13 protein-coding genes are annotated in these 21,230 nt (G+C 52.7%); all 13 read right to left on the bottom strand.

Features of this window, described 5'->3' with window-relative positions; all coding sequences use genetic code 11:
- Nucleotides 1-16: 16 nt before the first annotated feature.
- The 13 genes from F1728_RS09165 to F1728_RS09105 all read right to left on the bottom strand — a co-directional run bounded on the left by F1728_RS09165 (nucleotide 17) and on the right by F1728_RS09105 (nucleotide 21,200).
- Nucleotides 17-1,774 (bottom strand): S1C family serine protease, encoded by a 1,758-nt coding sequence (locus tag F1728_RS09165; protein WP_155363847.1) that lies wholly within the window; start codon nucleotides 1,772-1,774, stop codon nucleotides 17-19.
- Between the two features lie 69 nt (nucleotides 1,775-1,843).
- A complete protein-coding gene (locus F1728_RS09160) occupies nucleotides 1,844-3,010 on the bottom strand; it encodes an NPCBM/NEW2 domain-containing protein (RefSeq protein ID WP_155363846.1) in 1,167 nt (388 codons plus the stop codon).
- Nucleotides 3,011-3,064: 54 nt separating this feature from the next.
- Nucleotides 3,065-4,207, bottom strand: a complete 1,143-nt coding sequence (locus tag F1728_RS09155) for a hypothetical protein (protein WP_155363845.1) — start codon at nucleotides 4,205-4,207, stop codon at nucleotides 3,065-3,067.
- A 36-nt stretch (nucleotides 4,208-4,243) separates the two neighbouring features.
- Nucleotides 4,244-6,016, bottom strand: coding sequence for a V-type ATP synthase subunit I domain-containing protein (locus F1728_RS09150; RefSeq protein ID WP_155363844.1), 1,773 nt, complete (start codon nucleotides 6,014-6,016; stop codon nucleotides 4,244-4,246).
- 215 nt (nucleotides 6,017-6,231) lie between these two features.
- Nucleotides 6,232-8,706 carry a hypothetical protein gene (locus F1728_RS09145; RefSeq protein WP_155363843.1) on the bottom strand — a complete coding sequence of 825 codons (2,475 nt, stop codon included), beginning with the start codon at nucleotides 8,704-8,706 and terminating at the stop codon, nucleotides 6,232-6,234.
- Between the two features lie 74 nt (nucleotides 8,707-8,780).
- Complete coding sequence (locus tag F1728_RS09140; protein ID WP_155363842.1) at nucleotides 8,781-11,039, bottom strand: vWA domain-containing protein; 2,259 nt, start codon at nucleotides 11,037-11,039, stop codon at nucleotides 8,781-8,783.
- 62 nt (nucleotides 11,040-11,101) lie between these two features.
- Nucleotides 11,102-11,239, bottom strand: coding sequence for a hypothetical protein (locus F1728_RS09135; protein WP_155363841.1), 138 nt, complete (start codon nucleotides 11,237-11,239; stop codon nucleotides 11,102-11,104).
- Entirely contained in the window at nucleotides 11,236-13,503 is a 2,268-nt protein-coding gene (locus F1728_RS09130; RefSeq protein WP_155363840.1) for a BatA domain-containing protein, read from the bottom strand. Before F1728_RS09130 ends, F1728_RS09135 begins: the two co-directional genes overlap by 4 nt.
- Before the next feature lie 45 nt (nucleotides 13,504-13,548).
- Nucleotides 13,549-14,460, bottom strand: coding sequence for a DUF58 domain-containing protein (locus F1728_RS09125; RefSeq protein ID WP_228030579.1), 912 nt, complete (start codon nucleotides 14,458-14,460; stop codon nucleotides 13,549-13,551).
- Entirely contained in the window at nucleotides 14,426-15,502 is a 1,077-nt protein-coding gene (locus F1728_RS09120) for an AAA family ATPase (protein ID WP_145037294.1), read from the bottom strand. Before F1728_RS09120 ends, F1728_RS09125 begins: the two co-directional genes overlap by 35 nt.
- A 436-nt stretch (nucleotides 15,503-15,938) precedes the next feature.
- Nucleotides 15,939-18,854 carry a phosphoribosylformylglycinamidine synthase subunit PurL gene (gene purL, locus F1728_RS09115; RefSeq protein WP_155363839.1) on the bottom strand — a complete coding sequence of 972 codons (2,916 nt, stop codon included), beginning with the start codon at nucleotides 18,852-18,854 and terminating at the stop codon, nucleotides 15,939-15,941.
- A 76-nt stretch (nucleotides 18,855-18,930) separates the two neighbouring features.
- Nucleotides 18,931-19,806, bottom strand: a complete 876-nt coding sequence (locus F1728_RS09110) for a prephenate dehydrogenase (RefSeq protein WP_155363838.1) — start codon at nucleotides 19,804-19,806, stop codon at nucleotides 18,931-18,933.
- Nucleotides 19,807-19,925: 119 nt separating this feature from the next.
- Nucleotides 19,926-21,200, bottom strand: a complete 1,275-nt coding sequence (locus tag F1728_RS09105) for an outer membrane protein assembly factor BamB family protein (protein WP_155363837.1) — start codon at nucleotides 21,198-21,200, stop codon at nucleotides 19,926-19,928.
- Between the last annotated feature and the right edge of the window lie 30 nt (nucleotides 21,201-21,230).

Below are 21,230 nucleotides of genomic sequence, written 5' to 3'. Positions count from 1 at the left end.
TCATCACGAAAGGATGCTATTTCCCGCTGGCGTCCGTGGTTTCCAGTTTCAGCTGATCAATTTTCAATTTCATCACAGGACGGTTTTCATACTGGACATCAAGCTCACCCGGAAATTTCTGTCCGTTGAGTGTGCGAAACTGTTCAAAGCGGATCGAGCAGGGTTCTGAATTCTCCGTCAGGTAGAAATCACATCCACGCAGCGAAAGGTCCGACTTGTTGAAATACCAGCGGGAGATGGTGCCGGTTTGTGTGGCTACCATGACGTCGACCATCTCGTTTTTCCCATCCAGGGGTTCGCTACCCAGATAATAGAAATCCGTAAAACGATCTGACTGTCCGGAGAGCAAGAGGCGGAAGTGATGCAGGGCTGCCAGCAGTCCACCTGTTCCTGGGGGCTCGTCGACAGGCATCCCTGTTTCCAGTGATTGCAGGAAAACGTCATTACCTGACTCCAGGCCGATCCCTTTGTCAGCCAGCGTGAGTGTGAAGTCTGCTCCGTTATCCAGCTTGCCGATCAGCGTCCAGTTGCCTTTGCGATCAGCGAAGTTACTGTGAGCGTGCAGCGCCTGTAACAGACGCTCCTGTTGCTTTTGATTGAAGTAATAATTGGTAAAACCGCTTTTGGGAACATACAGATGTTTGTACTGTTCCGGCGGTGCAGGGGGAGCGGGATGTCCATGAGGCATGGGGATCGGCATCTTCGGCTGTTTGGGATCCTCGTCGTCCGGTTTTTCCTCGGGGAGCATCTTGGGGGAACTTACATGTTCCTGGAGTTCCGCAGCCGTGTGCAGTGGCTGCAGACGGACGTAAATTTTCGTTTTCTGCTCATCTCGACGATAGACCAGAGGCAATGTCCAGCCTGCAGGGTAAATCCCCAGGATGTTCTTGAATTGATTCACACTGCGGATTGGGCGACCGGCGAAGGAGACAATCTCATCTCCGAGCCTCAGCCCTTTGCGATACGCGTCTGAGTCCTCCAGGATCTCAGCCACATCCACTTTGGCATCAAAACCGGTCGCCACGGTGGCTCCCAGCGACGCATGGTCGACAATTCGGCCGCTCTTGAGATGATCCCAGAAGTGTTTGATCTGATTGATCGATATCGCGTAGCCTGCTCCCGAATTGACGCGTCCCCGCTTTTCAAACGAGCCACGACCATTGATGCCGATCAACTCACCCTGGTCATTGAACAGGGGGCCGCCCGAGTTCCCGGGGTTGATGGATGAGTCTACCTGGATACAGTCGGTGTATTCCAGGAATGTTCCAGCCGGGTACTGGTAGCGATGTACGCCGCTGACAATCCCGTAGGTGATCGTCGGCTGGAAATCGGTTGCCAGCAGGAACGGGTTACCCATCGCGTAGGCCCAGTCACCCACCTGAACTGTGTCGCTGTTCCCCAGTTTCGCGACGGGAAAATCATTACGGCCCAGCAGTTTGATTAAAGCCACATCCCCGGTCGGGTCAATAGAGACAATGACAGCGTCATACAGCCTGCCGTCATTCAGTCCACACTTCATGAAGTTACCCGCACCGGAAACGACATGGAAGTTGGTCAGCGCGTAGCCATCAGAAGTGACGAGCACACCCGAGCCACCTCCATCTCCAGCACCACCGAAGATGGCAACAACCGAAGGAGAGACTGCTTTGATGACATCAATTCTCTGCTTCTGGGCAGCCAGTACGGCTGGATCTACATTCGAAGTGTCAGCTGACGCGGGAGCCTGGCAGAGCAGGCCGATGATCAACAGCGCACAGAAAAAAACGTTCTGCATTGATTTCCCTTATCATTCAGGACCGCAGTAGACCAACCCGTTTTCGGGAGAGTCATTCACGAGTCCGGGTTATTTAATCAGGCGGGCATTACACAGGTCCAGGTGATCGCAGATTTCCAGGTTATCTCCAAAATCAACCAGGATTTCCAGGTCACGGACGCCACTGACATCCAGATCTAAATCGACAGGTGAGTCAGAACTTTTTACGTTGCCGGCGAAGAGCGTACGGCCATTGCCTTTGATTTCCACATATACAAATCCGATACCGGGGACCGAGTCGTCAATTCCCATCACAGCCCGGAAACGGCGGTAGTCGTCTTTGAGTCGATACTGCAGCAGGGTTTTGGAATGAATATAGAGCCCCCGTGTGTATTCTTTGCCACCCACGCGCAGCGGTCCTCCATCGCGATGTTTGTCACGGCGATACTTCCAGACGGTGTCGAAGAAGGGCGTGTATTCAATATTGCGTGGTTCCAGATCGGATAGATAACGTACTTTTCCCTGGCTGAAATCCAGATTCGCGATTACCGAAGGAGAAAGCCTGGTGCGGGCTCCTGTCTGCAGAGTGGCTTCGAAATCTGTTCCGTTATAAGAAATTGCTGAAGCCTGCAGGGTACCTTCATCTGTCAGCTTGATTGAACAGAAGGGCGTCGTCTCTGTTGTCGCTGGACGAGCGTAAATAATGCCGAAGACCCGCTGACGATTGACGGGAACTTCATCTTCACCGGCAAAGAACTGAATCCGGTCAGCGGTGATATTGCCGACAACACCATCAATGTAGTCGAGCACATTTTCTTTCTGGACGACCAGCAGATCTTTACTATGTTTTCCGTTAAGCAGTTTGTCCCATGATTTCTGAAGATCGGAATTCAGGGCTCCGAAGCGAACGGATGTGACCGCTTTGGTAGGAACACTCAGGCTTCCCGTCTGCTCCCCCTGCAGAACAGTCTCCCGATCATTACTCTTCAGATCCTGAATCGGAAAACGGGAACCATCAGCCAGCCGCACCATTAGAGGAGTTTCGAGTGTGCGTTGAAAGCGATTCTGCGGGAACCGTACATTCAACACACCCGAGAGGGGATACTGTCGATCATCCTGCCCCTGTTTCAGCTGGATCGTCCCCTGATTCATTGACTGCAGCTGACCTGAAACGCTCGTTCCCGTCAGAGAGGTCACTTCGACTCCGGGGGAGGCTGCCAGCAGCATGGTCATGGTGGCACAAAACAGGGAATGCATAAACGTCTCCAGTATTCTATTCAAATCGAGGCGAAATACGGTCTGGCATGTCGCTTATTTGCCGGAACTCGCTTTCTCGGTCGCCAGCTTTTTAAAGTACTTTTCGATGGCCTTCCGATAGTGGGAAGGGAAATTACGGTTAATGATATTTTTGGCCGAGGCCTGTTTCTTGGGAGGCAGTGTTCCCCAGCCTCCATTATTCGACAGCTTCTTCTTGTCGACCTCGCCGGGGGCTGTAGACCCTTTGACGCGGCTTTCGTCTGCGCCCTGCTCAGGAGAACCGGAGCTGCTGGAACCCGAACCGGAGGAAGGACTGTTCTTGGACTGGTCTTCCATTTTCTTGATCATTTTGTCGAGAGCCGCGATGATTTCATCTTCCACTTTCTGAGTGTCTTTCCCCGACTTACCCAGGTCAAGACGTCGCTCGACATCGCTCATCTTGCGGGAGATTTCATCAAGACTGTCTTCTTTAAGCGATGCGAGATCTGCCTGCATCAGTGTGGCCAACTGTCGATAGCGTTCAGGGATTTCCTGAGTCCGATCAAGCAGTTGTGTCAGTGTCTTATCACAAGCTTCTTTCTGCAGGAGATGATGCTCGCAGACTGCTTTGTAAAAGAGGTATCCGGCTGGATCGACCAGTTGATCGGGCTGGATGGTATTGAAAATTACCAGTGCCTGATCGACCATGCGATACTGCGTCAGGTTGCGGGCGACGTAGTATCGCAGATTGGCCAGATAGAATTGATCGGCTTTGCCCTCTACCAGAAGTGGTTGATTAGAAAAGACCGGGTACTGTTCCGACAGCTGATAGGCGCGGGCCACTTCACGGGCTTCCGGTTTCACTTCGGCAAAGACCTGCATGGTCAGATTCAGTTTGTCTTCCGCATTCAGGCTGGGATCCAGTTTGGCCAGCAGGGATGCGACCCGCTTTAACTGTGCCGGATCTTTGGCTTTCTGTTCGACGGTCCAGGTCTCCAGCTGAATTTTCAGATCGACGGCTGATGGAGCCGCGTAGAGTACCGTCTTTTCTTCTTCAGCCGGTTTCTGTGCTTTCGTTTCCAACGGAAGGGCGTCTTTCTCTGAAATCTGCCCATACACCGTCAGGCCGGGACCATTCCACAGGAGCAGCAGAACGCACACTTTGAGCAGGCTTCTGATGCCGCTTTGATTTTGACAGTTGAGTAACTGCTGTTTCATCTTGGTCTGTTACCTTTGTGTAAAACAGGTACGCTGCTATTTGTTTTTTCCGGTAGCCAGAATGTAGGTGGCATTCTGGATACGTGTCTGTCGATCCGCCAGATTCTGCAACTGTTCCAGCAGGTCAGCACGATTGGCATCCTTTTCCTGGGCCAGTTTTTCGATGCGGCGGGTTCGGTTATTCACTCGTAACTGCATGGAACGGAGCATCTTGACCTCAGCCAGCATGTCGACCAGGGATTTATCTTTGGGAGCGCCCTGTTGTTGCTGCTGTTGCTGTTTCTTCTCGTCTTCCGATTTCTCCATCTCTTTCTGCAGCGCTTCGATCATTTCTTCCAGCGTGCTGATAATATCCTGCTCGATTTCCTGTGTCAGGGTACCGACCTTAGTCTGGTTGAGCCGATACGAGACCGACTGCACATCCTCTCGCACCTCAGTCAGAGCTTCACCAAAGGCGACAGAGGAACCTTCGTCTTTAATCATCAGAATCGCTTTATCGACTTCGGTTCCAATCATGGTCTCTTCGCGCGATAACTGAACCGCTCTTGCGGTATGACGGCTGTTGCGTTCTTTTTCTGGTACCTGATCGATCGACAGGGTGCCGGCATAGACACGTTTCTGCTGTGCAAGAATCTTCTGCAAGCGGGCCTCCATCGCAGCCAGCTTCAATTCGCGTTCTTCTTCACGTAACTGACGCAGCATCTCTTCCAGCTTTTCTTTGGCCTCTGTCAGTTTACGAATCGCTTCGTCCTGATGTTTCGAAGCGTTTTCCTTCTGCTGCTTCTTCAGTTCTTCAATCGCTTTTTCCATCTCCTGACGGGCTTTTTCCAGTTCTTCGCGTCCGGGAGTTTTCTGCTGTTGCTGCTGACTCTCTGACTGCGGCGACTGTTTCTGTTGCCCCTGCTGGGATTGCTGCTGTTCCTGCGATTGTTGCTGTTGAGACTGCTGTTGAGACTGCTGTTGCTGTTGTTGAGACTGCTCTCCCTGCTGAGGAGACTTTTCCTGGGGAGAGCCTTTCTGACTCTGGTCTGATTTCCCTTGTTGGGGAGATTTATTCTGAGATTTGGAATCCTGAGACTGATCCGATTTTTGATCAGACTTTGATTCGGGTTTGCCTTCTTTCGAGTCAGATTCTTTCTGCTCTCCTGATGGCTTCTGATCGGAATCTTTCTGTTCCTGATCATTTTTATTTTCAGACTGCTGTGAGTCCTTATTCTTCTCTGCATCCTGCTGGTCGATCTTCGCCTCCAGCTTTTTCGCGTTATCAGCGGTCTTCTGCTGTTTATCCTGGAGATCAGCCTGTTTACCTCCGCGTTCCGTTGCCGCTCTGACGTCCCGTTCCTGGCCGATCAACCGGTTTACATCTTTGAGCAGATTCTGCAGCCGTTCTTTTTCTTTCTCCACTTCACTCATGCGGTCTTCGCTCTGAAGCAGCGCGAGCAGGGCCTGCATGTTTTGAAGCAGGTTTTCCTGCCGTTCGACCGCTTCACCCAGTTGCCCGTCCTGCAGCATCTGCAGGACCCTCTGCATTTCGACCGTCATCTGATTCTGTTTACTCTGACCAAAGGCCCGAAACAGCAGGTCGGCCCGGGCAGGGTCGGTCTTTTTCATGTACTCGCCCAGATCGTGCAGCGTCGATTCAAATCGCTTGAACTGCTGGGAGATCGCTTCCTGTTTATCAGAGAGATCTCGTTTCCCGTTAGCAGCCCCGGAGTCTGTGGCATTGTCCTGAGCGAAGGTCACAGGGGCACACAATAGAACGCCAGTGATCGCGAACAGCAGGCAGGCGATGCGGGGGCGATTCAACATAAGAAGTGCTCCTGACAGAAAATTCATAATGAACTCAGAACCGATAGGGAGGGAATACGTAAGGGCTGTGTCTTTCTCAACATAATGAGCGCGCTGAGAAGAAAGCACAGTAATTTATTATATCATGTCGGGGACCATGTTCGAAGCATGTTTTTGTGTTCAGTCAAAAGCGGGGTGAAAATCGCATTTTGACCGAAGCACAGATTGGCGACAGATTATTCCAGCCCCAACCCTTTGAGACGATCGAGCAGCTTGTTTTTGCGATATTTTTTTGTCTCTTCGGTTAATTCTTTTTCGCGTTCAATCAGATTCTTCAGCATTTCAATGGCTTCGTGAAACTCCAGCAGGTCCTGCATTTCATCAAGGACACTCTGCATCCGGTTCAGCATGGCGTTCAAAAGTTCAATGCTGGTCTGCATTTCCGGCAAGGGGTCATTTTGTTTCTCGATAGCCAGTCGGAGCAGTCCCAGGTGTTGATCGACCTCGGGAAAGTCCTGCTCGTGGATCATGGTCAGGGGTTTGAGAATTTTGTCGTCAATCCGGCCCAGAATCTGTGCAGTGGCGACTCCGTTGTTCACCAGCTCTTCTCGGATGTCATGAAATGATTCAACGATCGACGCGGTTTCAGTCGCATTCTTGCGGCTGCCGTACAAACTGCGATCGGCTGAAACCGCGACCGCCGTCTGGATTTCCAGCAGTGTGTCATTCCATTTGGGATCGCTTTGTCCCTGCTTTTGTCTCGCTTTGATCGATTCTGCCTGCTTAAGTTGTTCGATACGCTCAGTCAGTTCATCGCGCGTCTGTGTGACTTCTTTGAAGATTTGTTCGAAGCGTTTCCGCAGATTGAGTTCCTTGGAATAGAGCTGGGAGAGTAGCTCTTCGTCGGTAACAATTTCAAAGTGATAGGTTTCCCCATGTACCTGATGCGGACCGCTCAAGTTGTCTGCATCTTCTGCATGGACGGTCAGGCTGATTTTCTGTCCGACTTTCAGATCCAATGGGAGGACCTCAAAACGTTCCCACTCCTCCTGATCATTCCGTTGTAGAGTGAATTCCCGGGGGCGTTCACTTGGTTTCTTGCGGAACGGCCGGGGGCGGAAGTTTTTATCTTCATCGACCAGGAAATCAAATCGTGCTGCCTGGATACCGTAATCATCGGTAATCGTTCCCTGTACCGGAATCATCGCCTTACGGGTAATGGATTTTCCGATTCCTTTGAGTTGTGTATCAATTTTGGGTGGTTGATCGACGATCCCGTTGATACTCAAACGGATCGGTTCGGTTACCAGCAGCCCGTCTGCATCCTCCAGATAAATCCGGATCGGTTCGTCCGCCATGAGTGGAATGCGGGCAGGCAGAGAGCCACTCTGGGCCTCGGACTGAGGTTTACTTTCACTGATCAGCGTGAAGGGAATCTGGAACTGTAACTGGTCTGACCCACACATCTGTGACAGTTGGGGGCCCGTGATCTCAACCTGCGTGACAATTTCTCCCTGAGGGTTTTTCCAGGCCAGATAACTCTCGGTCTGGCTATTCTCACGTGGTGGTTCGAGTTGCAGTTTGAGACGATCTGTTTCGAACAGGTATCGGGTGATCGGTTTATTGGCACTTGAGATCAGATCAAAATCAGTATTTACAGGGATCGAAATCTGAGTCCCCTGTACGGCCAGGAGATCGGGGACTGGTTTGCCCGAAGCCGGCTCAACCTGGTTCAGGCCCATGTAGGGCGGGTACACACATGAGAGTTGAATCTGGTCCAGCACGGGGTTTTCCACAATCTCAATGGTGTAAGGCTCGGGATTGGTGTAATCATTCCCCGACACCCAGACCTGAATATCTTCCAGCAGATCGGTAATCGTGTGTTTAAAACGGCCTTCTCCCATGCGGGACATCACCGTCCGGCCGCCTCCCCGTCCACTTTGCATTCGATATGTCAGTTGGACGCGTTCCGGGGCCTGCTTTCCATCTGCCGTTTCCACCAGCAGGGTCAGATCGTTGCCCAGCCCGTGCTTGTAGATCTGATTCTGAAATTCTTTAACCCGGTCACCAGGCTGTGCGATGACTTTGACTACCAGCCCCGTCTCTCGATTCCAGTAATCGGTTTTTAGCTCCAGGTAACCCTTGGCCCAGCGGGCCATCGCCGGTTGATTGAACACCGCCAGCGTCAGGATCGAAATACACAATGCCAGCGCGCAGAGAAAAGCACGCCGCAGCGGACGTTTGTCGAAGACCTCTTCCAGCGGGAGCTGTCTGCTGCCCTCGGCCACTTCATGCACAGTCCGTTCCAGCATCGCGCGGGTCAGGGCATTCTGTGGTTCCTGGGTCTCGTGCAGTTCAATCGCGGTCGCCAGCCGGTCATTCAGTTCGGGGAAGCGTCGCTCCAGCACCAGTGCGAGTGCTTTGCGTCGCATTTTTTTCATCAGGCGGAACAGCAGCAGACTGACCGCCAGCACGAGAATTGCCGAAACGGAAATCAGGACCAGCGAGGCTCGAAACCAGACCGGCAGTTCAAAATGGCTCAGCTGAAAGTAACCCCAGTCAACCAGGAAGCTGGCCCAGAAGATCAGACCGATCACTGCCAGCAGCCGGGCAACTCCTTCCAACAGAATGTATCTGCGGATTTTCCCACGCAACCGATTGAGGAGATCGGTGATTTCCTGGGGGAGCGTGATTTTTGATGGTTCATTCATAGGTCTGCTTTACAATCATTTGGGACGTCGATTGAAGTGCCGGAGTTCCCTGAAATTCTTTCCATTACTGATTGTCATGATAATTTAAACAGTTTTCGTGTCAGCCACTCCGTCGCCAGCAGGCCTGCTAACAGGAAGAAGACCCAAGCTTGGTCCCAGAGGGTTTTCAAGCGTTCGTCGATCAAAAATTCTTCACCCTGGTCGGGCAGCAGCGTAGGAATGGTTTCCGCTTCTTCCAGTGCAAGATACGCACCACCTGTATCGCGGGCCAGTTCCTTGAGACCTTTGACATTCTGGCTCAGTGATTCATCTTCCAATCGCGGCAGCAGGACACTCAGACTGCCTTCGACGACCTGTCCCTTGGAATTCGGAACGGTCACATTGAAACGATACTTCCCGGGCAGGCTGGCACGGAAGCTGGCCGTGTATTCTCCCGGACGGTTTTGATCCTGCATTAACAGCAGATTAGGAACCAGGGGGCGTCCGCGCGGGTCAATGACTTCCATCGGCACCGATTCCTGAACCAGTGGCTGGAATTCGGGATTCAACAGTCGAACCCGTACCGAGACCGTCTGTCCCAGAACATACTCATCCCGTTCGAGAATCAGGGTCCCCCGTTTCGTACCACGTCGAGTACGTCCCTGTCCGACATTGCGGATCAGTTTGGTCCAAAAGCGGTCATAATAATCTTCATCAACGGATCGGAGACGCCACATTTCGGGACTGCCGAGGTAGAAGCAGCGGCCTTCACCGAAATACTGCGAAGCCATCAGAATCGAAAAACCGTGTTCGGTTTGAGTTTTAGGATCGGGGAAATGAGCGTAGACCGTCGCTGCAGCTTTGGCTCCGTTTGAGGGATAACAGCGATACAGCCCCGGGAAGGTTTCCCAGAGCTCTTTCGAGGTCGCCGGATCATCGGTCAGCATCAGGAAACCGGCATCCAGTCCCGCCTGTGTCCATTCAATGCGGCGAATCTGTGTTGCTTCCTGATCGAGGTAATCCCTCACAAAGGAATTGATAAAGACCGGATACAGATCGAGAATCGACTGATACTTGTCACTTTCCAGCGACATTTTAGGGGTATAGACATCACCGGCAACCAGCACGATACCACCGCCCCCGGAGGAGACCCATTCATTCAGATTCAGCATCTGTTCTTCTGATAACAGGCTCCAGTTCACATCGAAAGCCAGTACGACATCATATTCAAACAGGTCGGCTCGTTCGGGGAATTCATACAGCAACTGGTCTGCATCCTGTGAGACACCTGGAGGCGCAGATTGCAGCCAGACATCTGACTTGATAGAGGGATGGCGGTAAAGCATCGTACGGGCAAAGCGGTAATCACGCATCGGACCACCTGCAATCACCAGTACCCGAGTCGGGCGACTGAAGACATTCACCGTGTGTTGCAGTTCGTTGTCCATCGCGTTCGCATCCTGGGCCAGCTGATTGCCACGCACCCGGATCACGTAGTTGATTTCTCCCTCTTCAGCGGGCGTCCGTTCAAATTTGACATCCAGCGGCAGGCCGTCTTCCGTAGGCAATAGAATATCGCGAGACTCAATTACCGTTGGTTCTGCTTCTCCCGGTAGTTTTTTCAACAACTCCAGTGTGATATTTTTCCCAGGCATTCCGACCGCCTGCAGCAGAGCGGTGATTTCAAAGGCATCGCCGAACTGTACATCGGTGGGAGCGATGATTTTTGAAACCTGCAGGTTAGCCGGTCGTGTCGGACTGCCGACCCCGAGAGTAATCAGACGAACTTTGGCTTCCTTTGCTGCTTCGTTGGCAGAGAGTAAATCAGTGCCTGCATTAGAAGCACCATCGGTGGCCACGATAATTCCCGACAGAGTTGAACCATTGATTTCGCGGATCAGCTGCCCCAGCTGTTCCCCCAGTCTCGTTTCGAGCCCTTGAGGTTGCAGCAGAGTGTTCCAGTCAACTTTAGTATCCGTTTCTGTGGATGTAGTATCAGCTGATTCTTCGGTATTGGAAGTTTTGTCTTGTGACGCACGCTGGAAGACATGGTGTGGCCCTTTCAAGGCCTGGTCGAACGTGTAGACACTGACCTGGTGACTCTTCTGCAGGTCTGCAATCAGAGGAGAGTCCGCGAGTAGTTTTTCAATGGCTTCCATCCGACTGGGGACGTTTCGACTGGCGGGGGAACTTGCATTCGCAGAGACCAGCTCATTCGGGTGCCTCATGGAGAGTGAAGTGTCGACCAGTACCGCGACCCGGGATGGGCGGAACGACATTTTCTGTGTGCGTTCATGCGGGTTAAATACGATGACAATCAATGCAATCAGCACCGCCAGACGCAACCCGGTCAACCAGCAACGCCAGAACACAGGCAGCTGAAACGAATCTTTCCAGATGGTGCGGATCGACAGGATCAGTACCAGTGCCAGCCCCCCAACAGTAGCAGCCAGCCCCAGCCGGTATCGGGCGTATCGTATTCGATCGAACGAAACGCCGTGGTTTCGTCGGCAGCCAGCATCATGAATTGGGAGACAGAGCTCAGTAGGTTCATGCGGCAACGCTCGCAGTCTGGGGATGGTAGCTCAGGCGGTAAGCCAGCAGCTGTTCACAGAGCAATAGTATAAACAGGATGATCAGAATCGTGTTGGTGATTTCCCGCCCCGCTTCCTGGCCCTGAATCCACTGGAATTCACCGGGTTCCTGAATCTGAATTGAGGGAGAATTTCCTAACTCGGCAGTGAGTTCATCTGTCGTCGCCAGTTCCAGGTTACTTTCGGTGACAGGGAAGTTGAAAGCATACATTTGGGATTCAACAGTCTGGTCCTGACGCTTCAGCTGTACTGTGTAGACACCCGGCTGGTCGGTCTCGCGAAAAGTCGTGATCAGTTTCAGGTCACCTGAGTTACTCGCGTCGCTGTCCTGTTGGGGAGTGGCCTTGAGTCGTACGGTCCGCCCGCCGGCCGTCACAGGAGTCAGGATTTCTACTTCATCGGTGTAGGTCGCTGCATCCAGTGAGAAGGCGATAGGATCCCCGGATGTCTCAGCCTGCTCGTGGGAGCGAGACTGGACCAGGTATTTCTGCAGCTCCAACTGGAAGACGATATAACTCGGATTCAGTGCCCAGGAATTCCAAGGCTCTCCTTCGCTGGTCTGGACAGGACCGGCAGAAGTCAGACAGGTAATAATGCGTCCTTTTCCCAGTCGGTGTTCCAGGATCAGCGGATCCTGATTTCTTAGCTTGGCGATGATGCTGACTCCCGAAGCGGCGGCAGCCTTATTTTGCAGCCACTCGGCAGAAATCGGGAAGTAACGCATGATCGACACCGCTTCAATCAGGGGATTGTCCTGACCTGCGAAAACTGAAAACAGCGGATGGTCACCGACTTCCAGGTCGACCAGCGTATTCGAGTCGCGTGCAGGCAGGTCACGAGGCGCAATTTCCAGGGGCGCTGGAAACAGTCCGTTCCCTTCCTTGTAAAGTTTGTCGTTATAAAACGCAGGCTGGACCGAGGGGCCTGCGAACCAGATCAGGCCGCCCCCGTTTTTGACGAATGTTTCCAGGGCATCAATTGCATCGAGAGGCAACTCGGTCACATTAAGCAGGTAGATATTCTTAAACTGATTCAATGGGTGTCTGCGCAGGTAGTCGACATTTTCGACCGAGGGCGCAAATCCTGTGATGGCGGCGTCGGGAGCAATCGCGGTCTGGACGTACATCCATTCGTTGCCGGAAGGATTTCCGTCCACAATCAGAACTGGATTTGATTGTTTTACGTTAATGGACAGAAAACGTTCGTTGTCGCTGTCGAGTGCATCGTTACTCAGACTGACATTAATCTGATGCAGATTCGGTTTATTGAACACGACATCAAAATCCTGGGAGACTTCGCTGCCGGCTTCAATCTTGTCAAATACAATGCTCATCGGCAGTTTGTTCTGATCGACAAACGCCGAGACGCGGACATCTTGAGCCACCTTGTCACCAAAGTTTTTAACGCTGACACGCAACCGGAGTGGGACATCGACGGCTGCGACCTCCGTAGCGCCCGAGAGTTCCGTAATCGCCAGGTTGGGCTGTGAGTCGGGAACCGTTCTGACCAGATTGATCGTAGTATCGTTGCTACTCAGTTTTTCGATCGTAGCTGCGACCGATTTTTTCTCCTGCCAGTCTGCTTTACGGAAGTCGGAAATCAGGTGCAGTGTTTTAATCACCGCCCGGTCTTCATTCAGCAGATCCGCAGCCGCTTCCAGTCCCTGATTCAGGTCAAGGCTCTGATGGGAACAGGTAAGATTACCGAGCTTGGCATCGAGTTCGTTGATCAGTTCCTCGTTGATATCACGTTGCAGGAACAGTGGCGCGTCCGCGCGGGAGAGCAGGATCAGAGAGAATTTTTCGGTGTTGGGACGACTCGTCCCCTCCGCGGCAATTTTACGGACTACCTGCAGTCCTTCCTGAAACGCCGACTGCTCACCCCAGACATTGCGCATGGAGCCGCTGTCGTCGAGTATGATCACGTGATGCGATTTGGCTCCTTGAAACATAGAGAGCTGATCCGGATCGAGAATCAGCCGCGCAATCAGGAGCAGCAGACAGACGATTAACAGAATCCGCAGCAGCAGAAGCAGCAGTTGTTCCAGAAGCACCCGCCGCTGGTTGGTCTGCTGGCTTTGCAGCAGGAATTCCATGGCGGCAAAACGGACACGTTTGTACTGGAAGCGGTTAATCAGATGGATAATGATCGGCGCAGCGACCATCGCGACACCGGTATAGACCAGTGCTGAATTCACAAAATGTTGTGTTAACCAGGCTTCCATAAACTATTTATCAGTTGAGTGTGTCAGGGGTGGTCAATTCGTTGCTTATTGTCGGATCGACTGTTGCATGCCGATCCGGTGGTTCAGGTAATGCGCCAGGGCGGCATCAAGATACTCGCTGGTGCGGATGGTCTGATAGTCAAATTTATTGCTGGCACAACGGCGTTTTACATCATGCAGAAACTCATGCATAGCCTTGAGATAGCCCTCGCGCAAGGAGCGGGGATCGCAGACCAGTTCGCCTGTTTCTTCCATCCCTTCGAACCGAGTCGTACCTGCATAATCAAAGTCGAGCTCCTGATCATCCAGAATGTGCAAGAGCATCAGATCGTGTCCGCGATACTGCAGCAGTCGCAGCCCTTTGAACAGACTTTCACGATTAACGAATAAATCGGATATGAGGATGATCGTCCCTTTTTGTGATCGCGTTTCGGCGACCTCTTTTAGTACGTCATAAATGTCCGTTTTTTGAGCAGGTTTTTCTGCCGCCAGGGCACTCAGTAGTGAATTCAGGTGAGTTCGCTTACTTAGTGCAGGAACTTTGGAGCGAATGGCGTCATCGAAAGTGACCAGCCCCACTGAGTCCTGCTGTTTGAGCAGCAGGTAAGCCAGGGCAGCCGCTGCCGTACACCCGTATTCATATTTATTCAACGGTCCCGTACCAAACTGCATCGATTCGCTGACGTCGACGAGCAGGGTGGTGCGGAGGTTGGTGTCTTCTTCGTACTGCTTGATGTAATACTTGTCAGTTTTCGACCAGACCTTCCAGTCGATATTACGGACGTCATCTCCGGGGGCATACTCGCGGTGCTGAGCGAATTCCACCGACTGGCCGAAAAAAGGACTACGGTGCAACCCGGACAGAAAGCCTTCGACGATCGAGCGTGCCCGAATTTCCAGCCGCGAGATGCGGGAGATGGCTTCAGGCAGCAAAAATTTTCTGTAATCTTGGGTCACTGGTCAGTTCGCCTTCCTTAGACGGTGTCTCTTTTATCAAACGCTCAATCACCAGGTCGGAGGTAATCCCTTCCGATTCCGCAGCGAAGTTCGTCACGATACGATGCCGCAACACGGGAGCGGCCAGAGCGCTGATATCTTCTGTTGAGACGTGAGCGTTTCCGTTCAACAGAGCACGTGTTTTTCCACCAAGCAACAGGTTCTGTACCGCGCGCGGACCAGCTCCCCAGCTCAGCCACTCATTGATGAAATCAGGGGTTCCCGGTTCATTGATCCGGGTCTGTCTGACCAGTGCCAGTGCATAATCGATGACATGGTCCGAGACGGGGACCTGTCGTACGATCTTTTGAATCTCCAGTACATCCACGGCTGTCAAGACGTGTTCGATTTTGTCGTTAGAATCAGAGGTTGTCCGGCGGGCGATCTGTCGTTCTTCCTGGAACGACGGGTACTTCACATACACTTTGAACATGAAGCGGTCCTGCTGTGCTTCGGGCAGAGAGTAGGTCCCTTCCTGTTCGATCGGGTTCTGTGTCGCCAGAACGAAGAAGGGATCACTGAGCAGGTGTCGCGTCTGTCCGACAGTCACCTGGTGCTCCTGCATCGCTTCCAGCAGCGCTGCCTGTGTTTTGGGAGGCGTTCGGTTGATTTCATCCGCGAGGACCATATTGTGAAACAGCGGACCAGGAATGAAACGAAATTCGCGTTCGCCTGACTCGCGATTTTCCTGGAGTACGTCGGTTCCCGTAATGTCGGCGGGCATCAGGTCGGGGGTAAACTGGATGCGGCTGAACGACATCGATAGCGTTTGTGCCAGCGAGCTGATCATCAGGGTTTTCGCCAGCCCGGGTACCCCTTCCAGCAGACAGTGCCCCCGGCTGAACAGGGCAATCAGCAACTGTTCGATCACGTCATCCTGACCGACAATTACTTTTGACATTTCGCCATGAATCTGCTGGTAGGCAGAACTCAGTTTATCAATCGACTCCCGCGTGATTTCCAGATCGGGAGATCCTGTGGATTCATTTTGTACGTCCGACATCCGTTTAAACACCTTTCTACAAAGGTAAACACTGCCTGCAGCAGAATGTTCCGTAAGAACTGCTGGTTCATCTCTCCTGTCTTCACAGGTAATCGACGCCGGGCGAGCACGCCAACGAGCATGCGAACCATTTCAGACAACGTGCCATTCCAAGTCTGACAAGACTCTATCGTAATGCCTGAGAATAGACTTTGCGACCATAAACCGAGAAATTACAGGGGTTTCCCGTCAATCTGGACTACCGGGAATATTCCGTACAGATCCCCATGATTGGCATAAAATCCATTTTCAGACGTCTGTCGCTATTCTACTCGAACCGGCCCCCCGGGGAAGGATTATTCTGGGGGGAACCGGGAGTTCTCAGGGAAGAGGCGCGCAGGGAAAAGCAAATTTTGTTTGTAAACTCAGATCAGAAAAATGTCCACTTTGAGACCGTTTAATCCCAGGCCAGTGGATTTTTCCAGGCGGACTTTAGTTCGTCCAGGCCGAGATTGATTACATTGCTTCCGGAAGTACCCTTGATCGTGAGCTGTCGATTTCCGATGACTTCCCCGATTTCCACCAGGGGCAACTCGCCAAAGCAGAGTTGCAGGGCGGCAATTTTATCCGGAGCGACCTCGATCAGAAAACGAGTGTTACTTTCAGAGAAGAGCAGGCTGGCGGTGGACAGTTCCAATGCTTCCGGTAACCGGGTTGGATCCAGTTTCATTCCGTAGCCGCCGGCAAATGCCATTTCTGCCGCTGCCACAGCCAGGCCCCCTTCGCTCAGGTCGTGACAGCTGCGTACCAGCTGCTGCTGAATCGCGGAGTGCAGGGCGTTGAAGATTAGCGGGGCGTCCTCTTTATCGACCTGCGGAACCTCTCCCCCCTCCAGTTCATTGACCAGAGCATAATGGCTTCCGCCCAGTTCATCTCGGGTGGCACCCACCAGGAAGATCCGGTTGCCGGGTGACTTGAGGTCCATTGTGATCGCTCTGCTCACGTCCGGAATCTGGCCGATAGCACTGATCAACAGAGAAGGCGGAATCGCGACGGTCTCTTTTTCTCCCTTTTCGTTCTCGTAGGAGAATTCGTTATACAGACTGTCTTTACCACTGATAAATGGTGAACCATAGGCGATTGAGAATTCCTGGCAAGCCAGGGCTGCGGCAACAAGACTGCCCAGGGTTTCCGGTCGGTCGGTATTGCCCCAGCAGAAGTTGTCGAGGATCGCGATCTTGTTGGGATTTGCCCCCACAGCGACACAGTTACGGATGGCTTCATCAATGGCTGAAGCCGCCATCCAGTGTGTGCTCAGGTCGCCATAACGCGGATTCATACCGCAGGAGATTACCAGACCTCGAGTCGAAGTCAGGTCCGGACGTACCACTGCGGCATCGGAAGGACCGTCGTTTTGTACGCCAACCAGGGGTTTGACCACGCTACCTGCCTGGACTTCCTGGTCGTACTGGCGAATGATCCACTCCTTGCTGCAGACATTCAGTGAACTTAGAATGGCAGTCAGGTCTTTGTTGTAGTCATCTTTCTGTGTGGGAATCAGCGGGGTGAATTCCGGTGTCTTGTAGACCGCATCACGCACGATCGGCGGTCGTCCATCGTGGAGAAACTCCATCTCCAGATCTCCAACAATCTGGTCCTGGTATTTCAAAACAAGATGTTGTGTGTCTGTGAACTGACCGATGACAGAAGCTTCGACTCCTTCATCAGCGCACAGTTTCTCGAAGGCTTCCCAGTTTTCCGGGGGCACAGCCAGTACCATTCGCTCCTGGGCTTCGGAGATCCAGATTTCCGTATAGGACAGGCCGGCGTATTTGAGCGGGCACTTGTCCAGCCAGACTTCTGCACCCGTCTTTTCACCCATTTCACCGACAGCACTGCTGAAACCGCCGGCACCACAGTCGGTGATTGCGGAAAACAGCTCTTGATCGCGGGCTTCGAGGATCACATCCATTGTCATTTTTTCTGTGATCGCATTCCCGATCTGTACTGCACCTCCTGAAAGGGATTCGCTCTCGGAGGTCAGCTCTGCTGAGGAAAACGTGGCTCCATGAATCCCGTCTCGACCGGTTCGGCCACCCACTGCGACAATATAATGCCCGGGCTGTGCCTGTTGTTTGGCCGACTTGCCGACGGGCAGCATCGCGACGTTCCCACAGTAAACCAGAGGATTTCCCAGGTAGCGTTCATCAAAGTAGACCGCACCGTTGACCGTAGGAATTCCCATTCGGTTACCATAATCGCGGACACCCGAGACCACACCGGTGGCGACCGCCTTGGGGTGTAAGACGCCTACAGGCAGTTCATCGTAAGAGATATCCGGAGGCGCGAAACAGAAGACATCGGTATTACAGACCGGCTTACCACCCAATCCGGTACCCAGCGGATCCCGAATGACGCCTCCCAGGCCCGTATTGGCGCCACCGTATGGTTCCAGGGCTGAGGGGTGATTGTGGGTTTCTACTTTGAAACAGACGTCCTGTTTGTCGTCGAAGGTGATTACGCCTGCGTTGTCGGCGAAGACACTGACGCACCAGTCTTTCTCGCCCAGTGATTTCCGAATTTCGGTTGTGGCAGCAAAGATGGTTTCTTTGAGCATGTTTTCGAAATGGATGTCCCGTTCACCATCCCGGAAATGGATGCGGCCAGCGAGGGTTTTGTGCGAGCAGTGTTCGCTCCAGGTCTGAGCGACACTTTCCAGCTCAACATCGGTCGGATCTTTCTCCTGTTTGACGTAATAGTCCTTAATCGTCCGCATCTCAGCCAGATTCAGATACAGCTGGCCTTCGCGACTCAGGGTTTCCAGCTGGCTGTCGTTCATATCCCGAATGGGTACTGTGACCAGTTCGAACGTGTACTCGCTTCCCAGGCGAATACTGTCCATCAACAGGGGACCGCGGACGACATACTCGATGGCGTCGTTTGAGAGAACTTTGGACGCCATGCGATCAATCTCGTCGCTGTCTGCATCGGAGTTGACCCAGTACTTGCGACAGGTGGCAACATTCTCGATAGCCAGTCCGAGGTCAGCAATCGCATCGCGGGCACTGTTGGCCACGTTGTCAGTCACGCCAGGCTTGAACATCACATTCAGCAGCGGTTCGGTCGATCCGGACTCAGTCGATTCACTGGAAAGTGTGCGAATCTCGAAAGTTTCCACGACCGGGTCAGCCAGCAGATTACGGGCAATCTGTTCGAGGCCGGCCTGATCCAGGTTGCCTTCCAGCAGAAAGGAATGAGCCGTCTGCACGGAACGAATGGAATTCGCACCCAGAACCTGACATTCCTTAAGAATCCGTGCACCTTCACGGTCAATCTGGTTCTCGGCTGGTTTAATTTCGACTTCGCAAAGCATAGTGTGTTCCGTTACAGTTGATTTGAGTCAGGGACAGGCTGAGATTGTGGATTTTCGGGATCAGACTGGTTTCCACTTACGGTGCTGAATTTAATGCATCGTGATTCTTTTTGCCATCTTCCAGCAGCTGACGCAGCTGTTTTTCATCCTGGTTGACGATGGCCTCCCTCAACCGGGCGAGGGACTGGGTATATTTGTCGATGCTTTCAATAATGGCATCGCTGTTGCTGAGCAGGATATCGATCCAGATCGATGGGTCACCGCCGGCGATCCGGGTCGTATCGCGAAACCCGGTAGACGTAAACGGACGATTCTCTTCTGACAGAGTCATCGCCAGGGCTGAGGAAATTACATGCGGTAGATGACTGGTTTCTGCCAGAATCCGATCATGATTTTCAGGCGTGGTCTGCAGAACGTGCATTCCCAGGGCTTCCCAGAAACCTTTAACCCGCTCGATGGCCTCATCCGGGGTTTGATCATCGGGCGTCACCACACAGGGACGACCCTCAAACAGTTCGGGGTCGGCAAATTCAAATCCGGCTTTTTCAGATCCGGCCAGGGGATGTGATGCCACAAATGTGACTCCCTCAGGCAGGCTCCCATACAATTCGGAGCAGATTTTCTGCTTGGTACTGCCAACATCGGTAATCACCGTTCCCGGGCGGCTGTTTTGAGCCACGATGCGAATGAACTGGACGATATTGTTGACAGGTGTGCAGACGACCACAAGGTCGGACTGGGCTGCCGTCTCTGCGATGTTGGTTGATCCCCGATCCAGCAGTCCTGACTGCTGGGCAGCCCGCATCCTGGAAGGATTTCGTCCTGCTCCGAGAATCGTTTCCGCCAGATGTCGCTGTCGCGCTGCAGCGGCAATAGAACCTCCCAGCAGACCGACGCCAATGACGCCGATCGTTTTGAAGAGGTGCGAATTTTGAGTCGATGATTCAGTCATGCTCCGTATTGTAGAGCTCCTGAATCGGGATTTCCAGCGGTTCGAAGGTGGTATCGGGGAGCTACGTCAAAGTCGTGAGCTACGGTAAGTGATTTCACCAGAATCGCTTCGGTCTATTTCTATTTCTGCTCCGCTATTCGGTACAGATAACCGTTGGTCCGCAGGTAAATACTCCCCTCACTGACTGCCGGCGAAGCATTAAACAGGTCTTCATCAGACTTGATTTCATTCCGAGCCAGTTCAACGTACTCCGGCACCGCTTTGAGCACGACGACCCCATTGTCGCGGGTCGTGACATACAGTTTGTCATCCGCCAGAACAATTGAGGCATACAGCCGGGATTTTGTCGGCAGCCGGTTTTTATAGACGACTTCACCATTTTTCGCGTTCAGACAGAATGCAATCCCTCGATCGCTGGCCCAATAAAGATGCCCTTCGTGGAAGACGGGTGAAGTTACGTTGGCACCGACGTTCACTTCCCAGAGCTTATGGGTTTTTGTGACGTCTCCCCGACCACCGGGACGAACGGCAATACTGCGATTGCTGCGACCTCCAAGACAGTAGAGGATGCCTTCGTTTTGAACGACGACCGGAACAACATAGTCCTGAATCCCTTCGCAGGTCCAGAGCTGTTTACCGGTATCAGGATCGAATCCCAGGATCTGGTTTTTCTGATTCACTACCAGCTCCTGCTTGCCTCCCGGTACATCGACGATAGAAGGCGTCGTCCAGGCCCGGACGATGTTCTCAGCCTTCCAGGCGACTTTCCCAGTCGCTTTCTCCAGAGCATAGACTGTCTCGCTTTCGATACTGGCATTGATGATCACGAAGTCTTTGTAGAGGATCGGCGAGGAGGCAGAACCAAATCCCGCGGTCTTATTGCCGACATCTGCCTGCCATTTGAGGTTTCCCTTCAAATCGTAAGCGACTACTCCCGAGGTACCAAAGAAGGCGTAGACGCCGGTTTCATCACAGGCGGGCGTCCCACTGGCGTAACCATGATCCACAATCCGCTTGGTGATTTTCTGCACCTGATTCAAGGGGGCCACTGACTGGTCCCACATGATTTTGCCATCTTCCCGATTGATTGAAATGACGTGCAGCCGCAGGTCAGCCGGGTTCCCGTCGTCTTCTGCAGTCAAACCGTAATCGGTATAAGCGGTCAGAAAAATCTGGTCACCGAAGAGAACCGGGCTGGAAGAGCCATGCCCGGGAAGTTTCGTTTTCCAGAGGATGTTTTTCTCGGCACTCCATTCCGTAGGTAATCCCGTTGACTCTGAAACTCCATTCCCGGAAGGACCTCGAAATTGAGACCAGTCAGCAGCCTGGCTGACATGACTGACCGAAATACCAAATCCAACAGAAAGAATGAGCAGGGGAAGGAAACGCTGCATGATCGGATTCCATAAGAAACAGGAATGAAG

Source organism: Gimesia benthica (genome assembly GCF_009720525.1).
In the GTDB taxonomy this organism is placed as follows: domain Bacteria; phylum Planctomycetota; class Planctomycetia; order Planctomycetales; family Planctomycetaceae; genus Gimesia; species Gimesia benthica.
The sequence above is the reverse complement of the archived record's forward strand: the minus strand, read 5'-3'. Positions and strand labels throughout refer to the sequence as shown.